At 63.2% G+C, this 19304-nt stretch carries 12 protein-coding genes and 1 tRNA gene; 9 read left to right on the top strand and 4 right to left on the bottom strand.

Features of this window, described 5'->3' with window-relative positions:
• Positions 1-7 precede the first annotated feature (7 nt).
• The 6 genes from ACOQPD_RS00585 (at position 8) to ACOQPD_RS00610 (ending at position 6070) form a co-directional block, all read left to right on the top strand.
• The gene (locus tag ACOQPD_RS00585) at positions 8-1156 is read left to right on the top strand and encodes a sigma-70 family RNA polymerase sigma factor (RefSeq protein WP_420612973.1); all 1149 of its coding nucleotides are present in this window, start codon (positions 8-10) and stop codon (positions 1154-1156) included.
• A 48-nt stretch (positions 1157-1204) separates the two neighbouring features.
• Positions 1205-1281, top strand: a tRNA-Asn gene (locus ACOQPD_RS00590).
• 473 nt (positions 1282-1754) lie between these two features.
• A complete protein-coding gene (locus tag ACOQPD_RS00595) occupies positions 1755-2864 on the top strand; it encodes a hypothetical protein (protein ID WP_420612974.1) in 1110 nt (369 codons plus the stop codon).
• Between the two features lie 221 nt (positions 2865-3085).
• Positions 3086-3517 carry a hypothetical protein gene (locus ACOQPD_RS00600; protein WP_420612975.1) on the top strand — a complete coding sequence of 144 codons (432 nt, stop codon included), beginning with the start codon at positions 3086-3088 and terminating at the stop codon, positions 3515-3517.
• Positions 3518-4485: 968 nt separating this feature from the next.
• Entirely contained in the window at positions 4486-5433 is a 948-nt protein-coding gene (locus tag ACOQPD_RS00605; protein WP_420612976.1) for an RDD family protein, read from the top strand.
• Complete coding sequence (locus tag ACOQPD_RS00610) at positions 5426-6070, top strand: RDD family protein (protein WP_420612977.1); 645 nt, start codon at positions 5426-5428, stop codon at positions 6068-6070. The genes ACOQPD_RS00605 and ACOQPD_RS00610 overlap by 8 nt, the downstream gene beginning before the upstream one ends.
• A gap of 74 nt (positions 6071-6144) precedes the next feature.
• Here ACOQPD_RS00610 and ACOQPD_RS00615 read toward each other — a convergent pair whose 3' ends face one another.
• The 3 genes from ACOQPD_RS00615 to betC all read right to left on the bottom strand — a co-directional run bounded on the left by ACOQPD_RS00615 (position 6145) and on the right by betC (position 13962).
• Positions 6145-6276, bottom strand: coding sequence for a bifunctional adenosylcobinamide kinase/adenosylcobinamide-phosphate guanylyltransferase (locus ACOQPD_RS00615; RefSeq protein WP_420614407.1), 132 nt, complete (start codon positions 6274-6276; stop codon positions 6145-6147).
• Between the two features lie 237 nt (positions 6277-6513).
• Positions 6514-11301 carry a discoidin domain-containing protein gene (locus ACOQPD_RS00620; RefSeq protein WP_420612978.1) on the bottom strand — a complete coding sequence of 1596 codons (4788 nt, stop codon included), beginning with the start codon at positions 11299-11301 and terminating at the stop codon, positions 6514-6516.
• A gap of 1128 nt (positions 11302-12429) precedes the next feature.
• Positions 12430-13962: a choline-sulfatase gene (betC, locus tag ACOQPD_RS00625; RefSeq protein WP_420612979.1), complete on the bottom strand. Its 1533-nt coding sequence runs from the start codon at positions 13960-13962 to the stop codon at positions 12430-12432.
• 149 nt (positions 13963-14111) lie between these two features.
• On the opposite strand from betC, the gene ACOQPD_RS00630 reads away from it, so the two are divergent.
• Positions 14112-16463: an ATP-binding cassette domain-containing protein gene (locus ACOQPD_RS00630; protein WP_420612980.1), complete on the top strand. Its 2352-nt coding sequence runs from the start codon at positions 14112-14114 to the stop codon at positions 16461-16463.
• A 444-nt stretch (positions 16464-16907) separates the two neighbouring features.
• Here ACOQPD_RS00630 and ACOQPD_RS00635 read toward each other — a convergent pair whose 3' ends face one another.
• Entirely contained in the window at positions 16908-17315 is a 408-nt protein-coding gene (locus tag ACOQPD_RS00635) for a DUF1761 domain-containing protein (protein ID WP_420612981.1), read from the bottom strand.
• A gap of 177 nt (positions 17316-17492) precedes the next feature.
• On the opposite strand from ACOQPD_RS00635, the gene pyk reads away from it, so the two are divergent.
• Positions 17493-18950, top strand: a complete 1458-nt coding sequence (gene pyk / locus ACOQPD_RS00640; RefSeq protein WP_420612982.1) for a pyruvate kinase — start codon at positions 17493-17495, stop codon at positions 18948-18950.
• A 39-nt stretch (positions 18951-18989) separates the two neighbouring features.
• Positions 18990-19283: a hypothetical protein gene (locus tag ACOQPD_RS00645; protein WP_420612983.1), complete on the top strand. Its 294-nt coding sequence runs from the start codon at positions 18990-18992 to the stop codon at positions 19281-19283.
• Positions 19284-19304: the final 21 nt, after the last annotated feature.

The raw sequence follows: 19304 nt of genomic DNA on the forward strand, positions 1-19304 counted from the left end.
AGTAGGTTTGGGCTCGGACACGCAGGCGGCCATCCAGGAACTGCTGAAGCGGGGGAGGCGCAGGGGGTTCGTCACCTCGGCCGAGATCCAATTGGAACTCGAGGTGGCCGGTGCTCCCGGCTCGGCACTCGACCAAGCGTTCGAGGCCGTGGGTCACAACGGGATAGAGGTCGTGGACGATGACCCGGAGCGCTTCTGGGACGATCTGGAGGCCGAAACTGCCGAGTTCCTGGCCGACCCTGTCGACCAGTACCTCAGGGAGATCGGCCGGGTCCCGCTCCTCACCGCTCGCCAGGAGGTCGACCTGGGCATGGCGAAGGATGCCGGGGTCGAGGCCAGAGCCAAGCTGGCCGAGTTGGATGCCGCCGGGCCGGCCGACCCGGATGAGGAGTACCGGCGGTTGACCGCGATTATGCGCTGGGGCGAACAGGCCGAGCAACGGCTCGTGAAGGCCAATCTCCGGCTGGTCGTCTCGGTGGCGAGGCGGTACGTCATCCCGGGTGTGTCGATGCTGGACCTCGTCCAGGAGGGCAACGTGGGCCTGATGAGGGCGGCCGCCAAGTTCGACTACCGCAGGGGCTACAAGTTCTCGACCTACGCGACGTGGTGGATCCGCCAGACGATCAGCCGGGCCTTGAACGAGCAGAAGAGGATCATCCGGGTCCCGGAGGGTCTGTCACAGCAGCTGACCAGGTTGAGCACCACGCGACTGCGGCTCTACCAGGAGTCGGGCCGCGAGCCCACCATCGAGGAACTGGGCGCCGAGATGGATCTGCCTGTTCATCGGGTACTGAAGCTGGCCGAGCTCTCCAGCGGGACGCTGTCACTGGATGCCAGCGTGGGCGACTCTGACGATCTCACCCTCGGACATACCGTGCAGGACAAGGATGCGGAGACGGCGCCGGAGGATGGGGCGACCCTGATGCTCATGCAGGAGAGTGTGGCCCTGGCGATGGAGGGCTTGGACGATCGGGAACGGAAGGTCATCACGATGAGATACGGGTTGGCCGACGGACGGATCAGGACCCTCCAGGAGGTCAGCGACCGGATGGGGGTGACCAAGGAGCGGATCCGCCAGTTGGAGATTCGAGCCTTGCGCAAGATGCGTAGCCAGAACGGCGGCCGCCGGATGCACAGCTACCTCCGCGGTGCCTGAGCGCCAAGGCCTTCGTCAACCGGCTGGTACCATGGCGGGCCGATTCCATCCGGGGTAGCTCAATTCGGCAGAGCAGCGGACTGTTAATCCGTTGGTTGTGGGTTCAAGTCCCACCCCCGGAGCCACATCTCATAGCGTTTCCCGTAGTCCCGGCTCGTTTCGGGACTACACAATACTCCTAGGTCAGACGCCCTTTCTGACCCATACTTCATCTGTGCGCAGCCCAGACCTGCCATGCCGCACGGGTTGCTCGGCGTTCCGTCTTGTCTGGAGTGATTCCACTCTGGTGTGGGACGCAAAGGGGGATGCTCAGAGGGCGGAAGGGGGGAATGGCCAAACTGGCAGCAGCCAGGGTGCGATCAGAAATCAGACCGGGCAATACGGCGACCAGCACAGCGCTCGAATTGTCTAATTGCCTGTGAAGTCCGTAGCCGCTAATCATCTTCTTCGTCCGCCGCCCTATAGTGTCAAGACCCCATGATGCATCTCTACCCACTCAAGAACCCCCGTTAGGCCCCAACCTCGCTTTCCGTAACCGGTGCAACTTACCCCTGCCAGAATCGAGCGGCCGGCGGCTTCGATCCTCTAAACTGGAATGATGGTCAAGACACCGAATCCGGCGCGGCTCTCTACCGCCATCGTGGCGCTCGCGATCGTATTGGTCGCCGTCGCTTGCGGGGCCGGCGATGAAGCCGAGCCCACGACAGTCGCGACCCAGCCGACAGTCGTGACCCAGCCGACGGTGGCGACGACGCAAACCACTCAGACTCCCACTACGACTGCGCCGCCTCCCAGTACGACTGCGCCGCCGACACCGCTGGTCGAGTCGGCAGGCTCTCTGGAGGACCTGTTCATCACCGACACCACCACCGGTCGCGAGGTCATGGAGCGCATCTCCCAGTCCGAAAGAGACTGCCTCCGCACTGCGATCGGAGAGCAACTGTACGGAGCCATGCTGAAACTCCCCATGAAGCGGCTCGTTGGGGAAGTCGGGACTTCAGGCGCGGGTTCCTTCCTGGGTTGTCTGACCGACGACAACATTGTGCTCATGGGCCTGGTGCTGATCGACTCCCATCACGGAAGAACCGATCCCGAGGCGCGCGAGTGCAGTGTCGACGCCGCGCGAGAGAACCCCGAAGTGATTCGCGTCCGGTTCGAGTTGCTGCGCCCCGCATTCGAGGCGACCGACGCCGACGCCCTGTTCGACTCCAGCAAGGCGATTTTCGACTGCCTCAAAGTGGCAGACCAGGTGGACGTGCTCGTCCGTCTTACAACGAGACTGGACCAGGAGGACACGTTCACCGGGGAGGACATCGTAGGGATGCTCCCCGAAGAAGAGGTGTCCTGCATCCGAGAACGGGTTGGCGAGGAACTGTTCGCAGTGTTCCTGGGCGCCACGGTCACGCAAGCGTTCGCGCCTGCCGCGTCCCTGCTCGACTGCCTCACCCTGGCGAGCAAGACGGCGCTCTTTGCCGCGTTTACCTCTTCGAGGGTCGATGGACTGCGCGAGGAAGCCGGGGTGTGCATGGCCACCCTCGTCGCGGATAGCCCTCACATCCTGGCGCTCGGGTTTGGCGCGCTTGACGTGGACGAGCTCGAAGAGAGCGAGCTCGCCCGGCTCGGCGACGAAGCCGCCAGGCTCTTCGACTGCCTCAACGCCGAGGAGGTCTACCAGGTGCTGACGTTGCCCGCCGTCGTTGAACAGTAGAACACCGGGCTATACCGAACAGGTGGTGGCCGGCGAATACGTCGGCCAGGGTCTCTTCTACGACCGGTCGCTTCGCCTTCATCGTCTCGCGGTCGGCGGACCGATGTAGTTGTAGTCGAGATCGAACGACAGGCGGGCGCTCATACGACAAGGCCCGCTACCAGCAATTCATCGAAGCGGTCCGCAAAGCGGTAGCGGAAACCGTGCCGGCTTCTGTGGCAGTGGCATCCGCCGACGGAGAAGGACAACTCTGGGTCCAAGGAAGCGACGCATGGGAGGCCTATACCCTCGCTCAGGACAGACTCAAGCGCGCAAGCATACGAGGCATTCACCATCCCGGCACTGACGGCATCGCAAACGACGCGCTCCTGGCAGCTCTCGATACGCTCCGCAACGAGGCCATGGCCAAGGCTGGCAGCCTCCGCGACTCGCGGATCGAAGCTCCAGGATCAGCCCCCAAGACATCGCGAACAAGATCACAGACAGCCGAGTTGTCGAAGCCGAGGAAGCCGTCGAAGAAGCACAGAACAACTTTGGACGAGGCGGCGGCCCAACTCAAGGAAGCACAGAACCGGGTCCAACAAGCCCGCTCCGAAGTCGAGGCGGCGACCCTGGAACTCAACCGTGGCCGGGAGCTCGGCGCCACAATCTAGGTGTCCCGATCCACCACCAAACCCTCAGCAACACCACCGAGGCCGGACCGACTTCAGAGACGCCTCACAGGTCAGCCGTCGTCTTGGAGTGGCAGAACACCGCCGCGTGTGGCGGCGTGGTCACCGGCCCATACATGTTCCGGGCAGCGCCGCTACCAACCGGAACTGATATCGGCAGCTGCCACCAGTCGCCCTGAGCTATCTCCCCGGGCAGATACGTCGTCCGCTGATACAGCCTCCGTTTCCGCCTAAGGCGGACACACGCGGGTTAGATAGTCCCACAGGGTCGTGATCCCACCGTCGTAGCCCTACCGACGCAGCCGCTCGATGATCACCTTCGCAGGCACCCCGCATCCTCCGCCGGGATCACCGCGATCGATACCCTTATACGGGTCCAGCTTCGACCCCCGCGGCTTATGGCGATACCGGGGATGCTCGTCCATCGACAACAACCTGGCCATCATGTTTCGGCTCATACCCTGCCGGGGGCCAACCGGGTGGCATACCCCTGGGAGGGCCAACCAGAGGTGGCAGACGGTTCACGAGCCAACCCGGCCAACGACCTGCCAGACGCTACGACCCCAATCCGCAGTGACCGGCACTCACGTACAGGTCGGCGGTTTAACCTGGTTCAGGACAATCAATATTTGTGGGTTATGCTCCATAAAATATGACTTACAGATGGATTCAGATGAGTGCATATAATGAAGGGCATGAGTCACGGGTGTGTGGTGGCTGGCTCGCGGTCCGGTCTTCGGCGGCGGGACGGGCGGGCCCGTGAGGAGGCTGATGGTGGTCGACAGTGACACCGGCATCGACCGTACCGAGCTGTTACGAGTTTCACTGTTCCCGACGTGGGTGACACCCCTGGGAGTGGGGGCATCGTGTATCGCCCGGTGAGTGTAGGTAGTCGCCTGCTGGCGCGTGCGATCGACTGGGTCCTGTACGTGGTGGTCGGGTTGGGCCTGGTGCTGGCCCTGGTCCTGGGGCTGAGATTTCTGGAGGCGCGGTTTGTCGAGCTAGGTGATGAAGGACTCGTCGAGTATGTTGGTCCCTTCACAGTACCGCAGGTAGAACAAGATGTTGTTATCGCAGTCGAGAAGGTGATCGTACAATACGAGATAGCTCTACGAGACGCGTTTGGTCTCCTCTTCGACTCCTACAAGAGGGTGGCCGAGGACATGGGCATCTCAGTCGAGGAGGCGATCGAGAAGCTTGCCTGGCAACCACCGTTTTGGGCTCTTGTCGGCGAGATCCGCGAGGAGCTACCCTACGAATTCTCGGGTGCCGCAATCAGGGACGATTACACCGCCTGGATCGGGTTTGTCGGAGAAGCACCGGACGCTGCCGTAGAGGCCATCCGAGCTTTCTCTCGCGCGGTCACCCCGATAGACAGAGTCGAGCACCGCGGGTTCTCGGAGAAAGAGGTATACGAAGAGGTACACAAACGGCGGTCCCAGATCTATGGCCGGCAACGATCCTTCGGGATCGGTGGTCATCCGGAGTCGCTTGAAGGCGTCGAGCAGGCAATAGCCGCCCTGTTGTTACTGTGGTTAGATCTTCCGCCGCCTCTCTTTTTAGTATCTGCCCTACAGTTGGGCCTCACCGGTTTGATTCTCCTGTTCATAGTAGAGATACCACTTACGGCGGTCGCTGGGCAAACTATCGGGAAGACGCTGGCAAACATCAAGGTCGTGCGTATGGATGATGGCAGGCATCCAGGATGGAGACGTTCTATGGCGAGGTGGGTTGTCCTGTACGTTCCTTTCGCTGTTCCCTTCATCGGACCGTTGTTGTTTGTCCTGATGGTCGTATCACCACTATTCGACTCCGGGCGCCGCGGTTGGTACGACAGGGCCGCCGGTACGGTCGTCATAAGCAATACAGATTTCGGACGGGCGGCAGACCATGATTAACGGTAGTGATGACCAAGAATTAGCGGATGCGCTAGATTGCAGCCCGGTTACAATCGGTACCCGTATACGGGCTCGTGTCGTTGACAGCCTGCTTCATTTGGCGGCTGGTATCGGACTCTTGTTCCCTGCTGGTTGGTTCGCAGGATTCTTCTACATGGGAGCAACCGATACAATTCCTCCCTACCGCTGGGCTGGTTTCAGGACCCTTGCCATACCCGACTCGGACCTCTGGGCAGCCGTCTTCTTGCTCTACTGGCCGATCGTATTCCTGGTACCCATCCTTCTCTACGAGGTACCGCTGATCGCCCTCCGCGGGCAAACGCCGGGAAAGATGCTGAACAACGTGAATGTGGTCGCTTTCGAGGACGGCGGACCCCCCGGCTGGGGCAGATCCTGCGCCAGGTGGGCTGTTCTCTGGGTTCCCCTATTCATACCCTTCGGAGTTGTCCTCACCCTCTTGATAGCCATTTCACCGCTGTTCGCCCCCGATCGCCGCGGATGGCATGACAGGATCGCCGGCACGATGGTGGTCGGCACACGTTCGGGAACGGCGCCGCCCGGAACGCCCGGCGACGGTGGCCGACGGGCGCGTTCATCGGGGTTGGTCGAGAACGGCACTCCCCCGGCCCCGGCCTGACGACCGGCCCTCGAGGGACTTGAGCTCCAGCGCCAGGCCGGCGACCATCAGGTGGGCCTTATCCGCCCTCGGCGTTACCAATGGTTCACACGGCCCAGTACGTCGCGGTACTCCCGCCCCAACGGTGACGCGGGCACAATTCCTTGGCCGACCTCGTTGCCGACCAGGATCCACCTGCCGCCCGCGGCGTCGATCAGGTCGAGCAGCTCCGTAACCCCTCCAGGTGACGGCGATCACCAAAATGGCTCATCGGATTCAGTGGGGCCTCACCCTTAACCAAGGACTTCACCGCCAGCACCCACATTCGCGCAGGGCCACAACACCTCAACCTGGCCCACCACCCGTTGAGGCGTCACACCCGAACGCCTCAACCGCTCCAACTCGTCGCGCTGGTCACGGGAAACTCTCAGCGGGGCTGCAGGAAGGCTCATACCAACAACCTATCACGCTAAACGACCTAGCATTCCTAGATCCTGCACGCGGGAGACAGTCCCCCCTACGGCAGCAGTCGATACAAACCGGATGTACTGACCTCGCTTCGTTGAGAAGGTCACCAGCTTGCGGGCATTGTTGTCGATAATGGAGTTGTCGAATGTACCGGACGCCACCGGAACACCCCAGTTCACTCCATTGGCGCTGACATAAAGCTCATAGCGCGTGATTACTCCGTTGAGCCCGCCGTTATCACCATGGGGTTCAGGCACATAAACGAAACCATTCAGGTCATAGGTGGCCCCCAAATTGATATCGAGCGTGTGGGGTTGACTGCCACCACCCGACTCCCAGTAGGTCGTCGGGTTGTTGTCAAAGGCGTGCGAACCAGGGTGGCTACTGTCTTGGCTGGACACCCTACGAAGCGTCCAGCCGGCGATCGAAATGGGGGTCTCGTTGGCGGGCGCGGTGACCCATTCCATCTCAATAATCGCTACCCCGTCTTCGGCTTCCTCGTATCCCTGACGGCCTTCCCAACCGGTAGTGGTGATATGCCACTTATCTGTACTGGGGTCCAGAATCACCTCCGGCGCGTGTACGGGCAACTCCGTTACGAGTTGCGTACCTTGAGGGTTGGCCCTGTTGCCATTGAAGTCGCCGAAGTCCGTAGGGTTGTCTGACCTGAAGACCAATGTCTGATGGTAGTTGTCATTGTTACGGTTGGTATTAGTTACTGTAACGAACATATAGTACAAGTCGCTATACTTCACAACGAATGGCGACTCCGCGGTTGACCACGATGTCTTGACAGCGTTGCCGCTCAGAGTAAGCGCGTGGTCAACATAGGTCCAGTTGATCAAATCAGTCGACTTCAACACATCCACGACATTCTGATTGCCCGCCGTCGGATCAAGACTAGTAACGTATCTATAATATGTGTCGCCATCTTCGAGAACCATCGCATCTCTCGGCGTTGTACTATCCCTGATCCGCCCGTGGTTAGGATATTTGACATTCAACGTCTGATTGGCCCACGTTTCCATGTCAGAAGAGATGGTTAGCCCCCAAAACCTGGGCCCATAGAACATGTAGGCATTCCCGTTGGACGTGATGATATGCGGAGCAAATGCCCAGGTGCTCGGTCCGGTTGGGTCGATGTCTGGCTTGCGGGTGTAGGACGCCAACAGCGAATCGGCTACCCCGTGGGCGAACTGGAACTCACCCTCAGTCCGGCCAGGAGCTGTATTGGCGACACCGATGACATGCCATTTTCCGTTGACATCCCGATAGACCGCGTGGTCGTTCATGTAGTCGTAAGCTGGAGCATCCTCTGCCGCCTTGTTCGGAGCGAACAGCGTCTGGATCGTCCCCAGCTTCAACCGAGGAACATGCCCCTCCACGCTGCCGTCTGTGACGGGGACCGATAGCACCGTGGCTTCGACGGCCTGGGCTGGTTCGTCATCATCGTAGACGACGACGGTCGCAGAACTCGGTGATCCGACGGTGTAGCCGCTGCCGGCCGTCACGGTGACCGTGACCGAACCGTCCGGTCCGTCGACGCTGTCGCCGAACGTGGCGAAACCCCACCTCGCCCAGCCGGTCGTGGGGATTGTCGAGGTGGTTGTCAGCGTTCGGCTGCCGACGTGTCCATCGACCCATGACACGATGACGTTCACCCTAATCGGGGCGCTCGGCGCCGGTGACACCGTAATGGTGAACACGGCGACGCCGCCCTCAGTCACTCCGCCGCCGCCCGTGACGGTGACCGACGGCAATGCTGTTCCGTCGTCGTCGGAGACGGTGACGGTCGCGGCGCTCGACGATCCGACGGTGTAGCCGGTGCCGGCTGTGACGGTGACCGTGACCGAACCGTCCGCTTCGTCAAGGCTGTCGCCGATCGTGGCGACGCTCAGCGTCGCCGAGCCAGTCGTGGGGATGGTCACCGTTCGGGTGGCGGCGGTCGCGTAGCCGCCGACCGATGACACACTGACGTTCACGGTGATGCTGGCCGTGGGAGCTGGTGTTGCTGTGACCGTGAAGGTGGCGATGCCGCCCTCGGTCACCGCGCTGCCGCCGCTGACGGTGACCGACGGCAATGCTGTTCCGTCGTCGTCGGAGACGGTGACGGTCGCGGCGCTCGAGGATCCGACGGTGTAGCCGGTGCCGGCTGTGACGGTGACCGTGACCGAACCGTCCGCTTCGTCAAGGCTGTCGCCGATCGTGGCGACGCTCAGCGTCGCCGAGCCGGTCGTGGGGATGGTCACTGATCGGGTGGCGGCGGTCGCGTACCCACCGACCGATGACACGATGACGTTCACCGTTATCGGGGTGCTCGGCGCCGGTGTCGCCGTCAGGGTGAAGGTGGCGGCGGTGCCTTCGGTCACCCCGCTGCCGCCCGTGACGCTGACCGACGGCACCGTGTCGTCGTCGGTGACGGTGACGGTCGCGGCGCTCGAGGATCCGACGGTGTAGCCGGTGCCGGCTGTGACGGTGACCGTGACCGAACCGTCCGCTTCGTCAAGGCTGTCGCCGATCGTGGCGACGCTCAGCGTCGCCGAGCCGGTCGTGGGGATGGTCACCGTTCGGGTGGCGGCGGTCGCGTAGCCGCCGACCGATGACACGCTGACGTTCACGGTGATGCTGGCCGTGGGAGCTGGTGTTGCTGTGACCGTGAAGGTGGCGGCGGTGCCTTCGGTCACTCCGCTGCCGCCCGTGACGCTGACCGACGGCACCGATGGTGCTCCCCCACATTGCGCAGCCTCCGCCTCCAGGCGTTCCAATTCCTCGCGAACCGGCGACCATCCGCTCCAGATCTGCTCTGACTGCCTGGCCTCGGCGGCCGTGAACGGCTCAAGGGTGTCGGACGTCTCCGCGCCGAACGCGATCAGCACGCGGAACCAGTTGTGGCTGTAGTCCGCCCTGTGCTTGTTGCCGTCGTGGTAGCTCCGAACCAGGGTGATCAGATCGTCCGAGGTCGGGGTCACGACGCAAGCCGACCCCCCGATGGGCAGTCGTTCGCTCTCCGGCACCAGAGTCAACGCCTGAATGCCGGGATGGTCCGTAGCATATTTGTACGCTCGGTACACCCAGATGCCGTTCCGGTCATCAGGAACAGCGTCCCCGGTTCGCACATTGGTGCCCGACAGTAGCGGGGATACGTAATGCCACACGACCTCGCCGCTGTGCGTTATCTCGCTGATCCTGCCGAAGAAACCTTCCGTCACTAGGGTGTTGCCGTTGGGCAGACGCTGCGCATTGGACAGTATCCAAGTGCGCTCCGCCAGCCTGTAGGTCCAGACGGTAGTCGGCGGCATATAGTCGCCTCCGGCCCGCAGATAATTGTGCCCGGAGGCAGGGAATACAACCTCGTCTACAGTCGCGTAGTCCCGCAGGAAACCGGGATGTTCGTGCCCGTTGTTGTAGACAAGAATATGGCCTGCGCCCGGCAATCCCTCGGGGATCCAATGGGCGTTATGCGGGAAGAACAGCTCCTGGGTGATCTTGGCTCCACCCTTGTGGGAGCGCGGGTTGCCCCACCGGTATATCAGGTCGCCGCCCATGCCGCTGTTCCCGCCTGTGCTGCCGGCAGCCTGCGCCGTTGTAGTGCTGTGGTCTATAACCCAAACCTCGCTGAAATGGCGGGACGTGATGAGAATCTGGTCAAGAGATGCGTTGTAGTCTATCGAGTTGATATGCGTATGATGATGTGGATCTTTGATGAACGCATTGGAAGAATCTCTCAATTCGCACAAGCCATGGTTCAGATTGATTCGTTCAGGATGGTCAGCGACTACCCCATAGTTGCTCTTGCTGGAATCGTGATCCTGAATCAGATGATCCCACACACTCCACTTCCAGACTACTGTTCCGCCGCTTGTTCCTGTGGGTTCGACTTCAATCACCTCGTCAACCTCCAGCCCTTCCTGCCCTAGACAGGAGGGGTCCGCCCCGGCAGCAATCGATTCGGCCCTGGAGTAATAGGCGGAACCTATGAACAAATAGTGCCCGTTCGACAGCTTGACTACATCGTGGTGTTGGGCATCGGTAGTATATTCGTAGGCGGACGTTCCATCCGGGCCTAGCTCAGCTATATCAGCCCCGGTATGACCGGTGAGTAGATTACCGCTGTTGAGCAACTTCCCGAGCGCTCCGCTATGGTCCCATCGGTACGCTTCTCGTCCTTGATTGTCGATCAGATAGTAGCGATTGTGCCATGTACCGGTCAGCAGTGTGTATCCATCGAGCGCTCCGGGCTCATTCACTTTCAGGCCAACTCCGGTCCCGCTGTCTGGCGTTGAACCAATGGCAATGACCGCCTCCTTGGGGTTGGCGAGCGTGTAACCGGTTCCTCCCAAGAGCCTCACCGTGACAGTGGTGGTGTCCCGGAAATAGTGAACGAGACCCTTTGTCACAGTCGCTGTAACATCGATGGATCGCTCGTATTCGAAGCTGCGGTCGCCAACGCCACTGACTTGATACTTGACTGACACGGCGCCATTCGGCACTGCGGAAGCGGTGAACGTGCACTCCACTGCGCCGGTGCCCCAAGCGCCATGTGCAACCGCGGGAACACTGTCCGGGCATGTGATCGAGATCGTCGGCGGGGATTGCGCCAATGCCGGCCGCACTGCGACGATGACAAAGGCGATGGCACCCAGCAACACGAGCAACAGCTCCAGCCCAAGTCGTGGGGCAAGCCGGACAGTAGGGGTTCCGCTACTCATGAACTCACCGGATACCCTTGAGGCTTCGCTAAAACGTGGGATTTGGGCGTTTCTGGTGGTCGGTGCGGGGCTCATGATGCTCCTATGTTTTGTCAAATCGGTGATGGGGGGGACTGGTGGGGCTGGTGGCTTCGGAGCCGGTTCTCGTATTTGGTGGCAAGGTGGTAGTTGTGTTCTCGGCCTCGTTCGAGTGCTGAGATGCAGCCATCCAGATGCTTGTGGTGCCCGTCGCTGAGCTGATCCGCGCGGCGGAGGAGGGTGAAGCGGGCTCGGAACAGGTCCGGCTCGAACGTGGGGGGCCGGATGCACTTGGGGGGCGGCGTTGCAGTCCCCGCCGTACCAGGGTCAAGCCTTCGGTGAACCAGTAGGGTCGGCTGGTGTTGACGGTTGAGCCGGCAGCGTAGAGGGCTCCGGGCGGGGCGCAGCGCGCCGGGACAACGCTCGGAGCGTCCTGCACTGGACATCGCTACGCGCACCTCGGCGTTGGGTACGTACCGGCTGCTGAGGCTGGTGGTGTCGAGGTTGCTGTACCTGCTGGACATGGCTGCTGACTCAGCCCTTTCCATCTTTTCGAAGACCCCGATTCAACATTCGTCATCCCCGGCCGACCCCGCGGGACCGTTACCTATGAAATGCTGTGAAATATATCACAGATGTATGGTCAAGCGGGCTGGCCGTGTCGTTTTCGGGTCGTCTCTTGTGTGATTTCCGCAACACGCGCCGGTACCGCCTGCTCCAATCGTTCGGGGGAGGGGCACCAGCCCGCAGCGTTCTCCAAGCGGCAAAGAGCGGAGACTGATCAGTCGGATCGGGACCCGAATGCAAATCCGGACCGGGAGATATCGGAGTCGCGTACGACGTCGACACCCTGATGGTCTTCTATGAAGAGAACTACTGGGCGGAGCAGGAGGACGAGGTCCGGTCGAACATGCGGCCCTTCGAACGCAATAGCATGACTATCACCGCCACGGAGTCGTCTCGACCAGCGGAGCTTGCCCCGGGCAGGTGGGAGACCAGGCATGACGCACGATTCTCCGGGGGTTCATTGGAGATGATGTTCATCTTTGAGCAATTCGATGGAGAGTGCTGCTCACCCACGCAGAGGCCCGGTAGGTCGCAACAGCGACGATCCGGGTCAGCCTCCTCTTGCGATTGACATTGCGGCATGTGTGAATGTCACCCTTGGAGCACCGGCGGTGTCGTTCAATGGAGTGGGGGGAAGCGGTGGCGGGGGCCTGCCTCGCTCCAATCCATGTGGTTGCGCACGTACTCGTTGGATGCGTCCCGGGTGGGGGAGTAGTCCCAGGAGACCGGCTCTCCGGTCTGCATTGCCGCGTTCAGTAGCCGGCGGGTCCGCTGGGAGGCCAGCACCTGCTCGCGTATGGCGGAGCTATCCCAGCGTTGTGCTACCTCGGTGGCGAAATCGGCGGTGAGTTGTCGGTGCTCGGGATGGCCGGCCAGGTTGTCCCGTTCCAGAGGATCCGCTTCCACGTCGTACAGTTGGGCGGGGTCGCTGTCGCAGTGGACGTACTTGTGGCGTCCCCGGCGGATCATGAACATAGGGTGGGAGGCCATCTCTGCGGTGTACTCGCTGGTGGCCTCATCAACGGGGTCGTGGCCGCCTGTGGCGCTCTCCCAGAGGCTGCGACCGGCCGGCGGGGCCGCCGGCTCGGGTTGCCGGCCCCTGCCACAGGCGACGTCGAGCAGCGTGGGCACCATGTCCAGCAGGGAGCAGGCATTGGGGACGACGCCGTTGGAGATGTCCGGTCCCGCCATGATCAGCGGAACCCGGGCCGACCGTTCGAAGAAGGACATCTTGAACCAGGCCCCGCGGTCGCCCAGCATGTCACCGTGGTCGCTGGTGAAGATCACGACCGTGTCGTCCAGCCGGCCGGTCTCCTCCAGCACCCGCATCAGGGTGCCCAACCACGAGTCGACGTAGCTGGTGTTGGCGTAGTAGGCGTGCCGGGCGTTGCGGACCTGCGCCTCGGTGTAGCCGACCGTGTCGGCCTCGATACCGCGGCGGATGCGGACCGTGTGGGGGTCGAGCGATTCGAGCGGGGGGACGTCGGGCAGGTCGATGTCGTCGTGGTCATAGAGGTTCCACCACTCGGGGCGGGCCACGTACGGGTCGTGGGGGTGTATGAAAGCCACCGCCAGGAAGAAGGGCCGCCGGTCGGTGTCCCGGGCCAGATCGTAGAGGTGCCGCACCGCTGCGAAGCCGACCTCCTCGTCGTAGTCCATCTGATAGGTGGCCATCGCCTGACCGGCTTCGGAAAGGCTGGTCATGTTGTGCCACCACTTGTCCATGCGCTCCGCGGGCGCGTCCCAGTCGGGGGTCCAGGCGAAATCGGCCGGGTATGCATCGGTCGTGAGGCGTTCGTTGAAGCCATGCATCTGGTCGGGTCCCACGAAGTGCATCCTGCCGGAGAGAGAGGTGCGATAGCCGGCCAGACGTAGGTAATGAGCCAGGGTCGGTATCGAGGAGGGCAGTTCGCTGGCGTTGTCCCAGGCGCCGATGGCCGTGGCGGGCCGGCCCGTCAGCATCGAATACCTCGACGGAGCGCACAGAGGATACGGGCAGTAGGCGGCATCGAAGCGGGCGCCGCGCTCCACCAACGAATCCATGGCGGGCGTGCGAACCAGCGGATGGTCATAAGCACCCGTGAAGTGCGGTGCCAACTGATCGGCCATCACCAGGAGAATGTTGGGCTGCATGGTCTTCGGACTGCTCATGAGACTGCCACTTCTCAGGGCTCTTGCAGTGTAGAAGAGTCGAGTACTCGGGCGTTTCTTTCGCCCTGGCGAGCCGGCGCGCCAGGGTGGGGAGGATGTTGTGAAACGTCGGTTGTGGTCGGGGGGCTTCGAGGGTTAGCGTGGTCCGGGTGGCTGTTGCTGCTGGATTCGATTCGATCCGGGTGACCGGGGCGCGGGAGAACAACCTCAAGGATGTCTGTGTCGAGATCCCGAAGCGCCGCTTGACGGTGTTCACGGGGGTGTCGGGATCTGGGAAGAGTTCTCTGGTCGTCAACACGATCGCCGCCGAATCGCAACGGTTGATCAACGAGACGTACAGCGCCTTCGCCCAGGGTTTCATGCCCGCCATGGCGAGGCCCGATGTCGATGTGCTCGAGGGGTTGACCACGGCCATCATCGTCGACCAGGAGCGGATGGGGTCTGACACCCGCTCCACGGTGGGTACGGCCACCGACGTCAACGCCATGCTGCGGATCCTCTTCAGCAGGTTGGGGCAGCCGCATATCGGGCCTCCCAATGCGTTCTCCTTCAACGTGCCGTCGGTGCGGGCCGCCGGTTCGATCACGATCGAGAAGGGCTCGAGCAAGAAGGTGCGCAAGACCTACAGCCGCGCCGGTGGGATGTGCCCGCATTGCGAGGGGCGGGGGATGGTGTCGGACATCGACCTGACCCAACTCTTCGACGATTCCAAGTCGCTGGCCGAGGGGGCGATCACGATCCCCGGGTACAAGAAGGGCGGCTGGGCGGTCCGGGCGTACTCCGAGTCGGGGTTCGTCGATCCGGACAAACCCATCCGTGACTATTCGGAGACGGAGCGGGCGGACTTCCTGTACAAGGAGCCGGTCAAGGTCAAGATGATGGACATGAACGTCACCTACGAGGGGCTGATCCTGAAGGTGAAGAAGTCGTTCTTCTCCAAGGACCGGGCGTCGATGCGGCCCCATATCCGGGCGTTCGTGGACCGGGCCGCCACCTACATTGCATGCCCCGACTGTGGCGGGACCCGGCTATCCGAGGCGGCCCGCTCGTCCAGGATCGGGGGAATCAGCATCGGCGATGCCTGCGCCATGCAGATCTCGGACCTGGCGGGGTGGGTGCGCGGCCTGGACGAGCCATCCGTCGCCCCGTTGCTGGAGGCGCTGGGGGACACGCTCGAATCGTTCGTGGAGATCGGGCTCGGCTACCTGTCCCTCGACCGGCCGTCGGGCACGCTGTCGGGCGGCGAGGCGCAGCGCACCAAGATGATCCGCCACCTCGGATCATCACTCACCGATGTCACCTACGTATTCGACGAGCCGACGATCGGGCTGCATCCGCATGACATCCAACGGATGAACGACCTGCTGCTGCGGCTTCGCGACAAGTCCAACACGGTGCTGGTGATCGAGCACAAGCCCGAGGTGATCGACATCGCCGACCACGTGGTCGATCTGGGCCCGGGCGCCGGCAGTGCCGGCGGCGAGGTGGTGTTCGAGGGTCCTGTCGAGGAGTTGCGATCCGGTGGCACCACGACCGGGCGGCACCTTGACGACCGGGCCTCGTTGAAGCCATCAGTGCGGGTCCCCTCCGGGGCGCTGGAGGTGCGCGGGGCCGTTGCCCACAACCTCAAGGATGTAGACGTGGACATCCCGCTCGGGGTGCTGGTGGTGGTGACGGGCGTGGCCGGGGCCGGCAAGAGCTCGCTCATCAGCAACTCGGTTTCGGGCCGGGACGGTGTGGTGACCGTCGACCAGAGCCCGATCCGGGGTTCCCGGCGGAGCAACCCGGCAACCTACACCGGCCTGCTCGGTCCGATCCGCAAGGCGTTCGCCAAGGCCAACGGCGTCAAGCCTGCCCTGTTCAGCGCCAACTCCGAAGGCGCCTGTCCCGACTGCAAGGGCGCCGGGATCGTGGACTTCGACCTCGCGATCATGGCCAGCGTCCCGGTCACATGTGAGGAGTGCGAGGGCAAGCGGTTCCAGAGCGAGGTACTCGACTACCGCCTTGGCGGCAGGGACATCAGCGAGGTGCTGGCGATGCCGGTGACCGAAGCCAGGGAGTTCTTCGCCGCCGGCGCTGCCAGGGTCCCGGCCGCCCACCGTATCCTCGACCGGCTCGCCCGGGCCGGACTTGGCTATCTCACCATCGGCCAGCCGCTGACGACGCTCTCCGGTGGCGAACGGCAGCGCCTGAAGCTGGCCATCCACATGGCGGAGACAGGAGGGGTCTACGTGCTCGACGAGCCGACCAGCGGGCTTCACCTGGCCGACATCGACCATCTGCTGGGGCTGCTGGACGGACTCGTGGATTCGGGTAAGTCGGTGATCGTGATCGAGCACCACCAGGCCGTCATGGCCCACGCCGACTGGATCATCGACCTCGGTCCAGGTGCCGGCCACGATGGGGGCCGGGTCGTGTTCGAGGGCACGCCGGCCGACCTCGTCGCAGCCCGCTCGACCTTCACCGGACAGCATCTCGCCAGGTACGTGGTTGCGATTTAGCGGCCTTTCCTGGAGGACTCGGCTAGCTGTAATGACCCGGTGGTTCGTTTACCCATACCCCAGGCGCCGAGGAACGCGAAAAAACGCCCCAACACGGCCCACCTCCGAGAACGCGAAAACCGGCCCAACACGGCCCATCTCCGAGAACGCGAAAATCAAGCCGACACGGCCCTCCCCAGCGGGCCCATCCCCCAGCCACCACCTCCTTCGGTCCGAACGCGTCCCGCTATCCCCCGACGGGGTCGCTCCCTGATTGAACCCAGATCCGGTCCCCTCGACGTCGATGGGCAAGAGACCGGTGGTGCTTGTGGCCGCCCGGCAGTATGCGACGGGTCTGTGACACATTTCAACCCCCTTGTGTCACGGCCCGTCCTCGCCCCCGGACGGCGGTCGCCGGAAGCGGTGAGCCAAAGACCGGGAGCCACTATGCGCCGGTCGGCGCCATCACGCCCAGAGGGTGACTATCACCGCCATCACCGTGTGGCCGATGATGCCGATCCCGCCGTTGGCGGCCACGATCCACTTCGACCGGCCTTCGTATATGGCATTGACCATGGCTTGCAGCGCTACGAAGGCAAATCCGGTCAGCAGGCCCAGGACCAGTCCTTCACCGAACGTGGAAGCGCCGACGCCGCGTGCGATCATCGCCAGCACGGTCGCCATCACCAGGTAGGCGACGAAGGTGACCACGAAGAAGGCCGGCTTGGGTCCGTCGGACGACGGTTCGACCCCGGCCGCCTCCATCCATTTCTTGCCCATGACGCTCGGCTGGTACCAAATGGCGGCCAAGCCGAAGAATGCGATGGCGGCGACGATGATCGCCGGCCAGTTCAATCCGCTAAGTGAGAGCAACTGTCCTCCGTCTCGGGGGTGTTCGCAGTGTAGAAGCGCCGGAGACCTGGTTACCCGTCTTGTCCATTCTGTCGCCGAGGCGGATGAACACAGCCACCGCCTCGATGACGGGGTTGATCCGGCTCGCAGCGGGGCGGGGTGCGGGGACCATGGACTGATCAGGGTTAACGTGGGGCCGTGCGGCGCAGGACGAAGATCGTGGCGACCATGGGCCCGGCGGTGGCCGACCTCGAGTCGGTCCGCTGGTTGGTGAGTGCCGGGATGGACGTTGCCCGGCTCAACTTCAGCCACGGCGACCACGACTCCCACATCCAGATGATCAAATGGATACGCCAGGCCGCCGCCGAGGTGGGCCGTTCCATCGCCATCCTCCAGGACATCCAGGGACCCAAGACGCGGGTGGGCCATTTCAGCGGGGGCTCGGTCGAGCTGGCGCCGGGGGCGAGGGTTCGCATTGCGGTGACCGGGGACGAGGGCGGCCCGGACCTGATCCCGGTCGACTATCCGCGCTTGCTCGACGACGTGGGCGCGGGGGCGCGGGTGGTGCTGTCCGACGGCCTAATCGAAGGCCGGGTCACCGGCTGGGACAGTGAGGGGTTGACGGTTCACATCGACCGGGGTGGCGAACTTCTCGACCGTAAGGGGATCGCGTTCCCCGACAGTTATCTCGAGATCGGGCCGGTGACCGAGAAGGACCGCAAGGACCTGGAACTGGGCCGGCGGATGGGCGTGGACTACGTGGCCGCCTCGTTCGTGAGGCGGGGCGAGGACATCACGGAGGTGCGCGAGCTGGCCGGCGGCGCGACTCCGATCATCGCCAAGATCGAGTTGGCCCGGGCGTACCAGAATCTCGACTCGATTCTGGAACAGGCCGACGGCGTGATGGTCGCCCGCGGCGATCTGGGCGTCCAGTTGCCGCTGGAGACGATCCCCAACGTGCAGGCCGACATCCTGCATCGGACCAACCAGGCCGGGCTCATCTCCATCACCGCGACCGAGATGCTGGAGTCGATGGTCACATCGTTGCGACCGAGCCGGGCGGAGGTGACCGACGTGGCCAACGCGGTTGCCTCGGGTACCGATGCCGTCATGCTCTCCGCGGAGACGGCGGTGGGACGGCATCCGGCGCGGGTGGTCGAGGCCATGTCCTCCATCTGTCTGGAGGCCGAGCGTTACCGGGATCAGCAGATGGCGGGCGGTGATGCCATAGAGTTCCTGGAGAGCACGATGACGTTTGCCTCGGCCACCGCCAAGGCAGCTACCGAGGCGGCCCGCAACCTCGGGTTCAGGACCATCGTGGCCTTCACCGAGTCGGGTGGCACCGCCCGGCTGCTGTCGAAGTACCGGCCGTCGGCGGACATCATGGTTTTTGCTCCGAGCGGGAGGATCAGGCGCCGCATGGCCCTCTTCTGGGGAGTCACCCCGATCCGGTTCGAGCCTAGGGCGTCCACCGACCTGATGTTCGCCGCCGCCGAGAAGCATCTCGAGAAGGAGGGGGTGTGCGAGCGCGGCGAGGGCGTGGTGATGATCGCCGGTACACCTCCCAACACCCAGGCCAAGACAAACCTGGTCAAGCTGCATGTGATCGGCGAGCGGCTGAGGGCGAGGTGGAGAGGCGGCAACACACCCCGCTAGAGTTCCGGGGCTTGATGTGAGAGGAGAGAGTTGGGCCAGTTGATCGAGGTTGATCACCTACTGCTGGGGGATGTGGCGGTGTTCGACACCGACCGGAGCCTTTCGGGCCAGGAGGGTGAGACCTACCGGAGCGCCGAGGCGGCCGGGCAGGCCGACACCTTCCCCGCTCGCCTGGCGGCGGCACTTTTCGAGGTGACCCCGTCGCTCACCTCGGTCTACGTGTTCTCCAACACCGTCTCGGTCCGCCGCTTCGGAGGCTGGACCGATGATTTGCTGACTGCGATATCCGACACCATCCGCCGCTCTCTCGCCTTCTACGAGGACGACTCCTAGCCGTTCTTCGAACCATCCGCG

It is taken from the genome of Candidatus Spongiisocius sp. (assembly GCF_965221825.1).
GTDB lineage: Bacteria > Actinomycetota > Acidimicrobiia > Spongiisociales > Spongiisociaceae > Spongiisocius.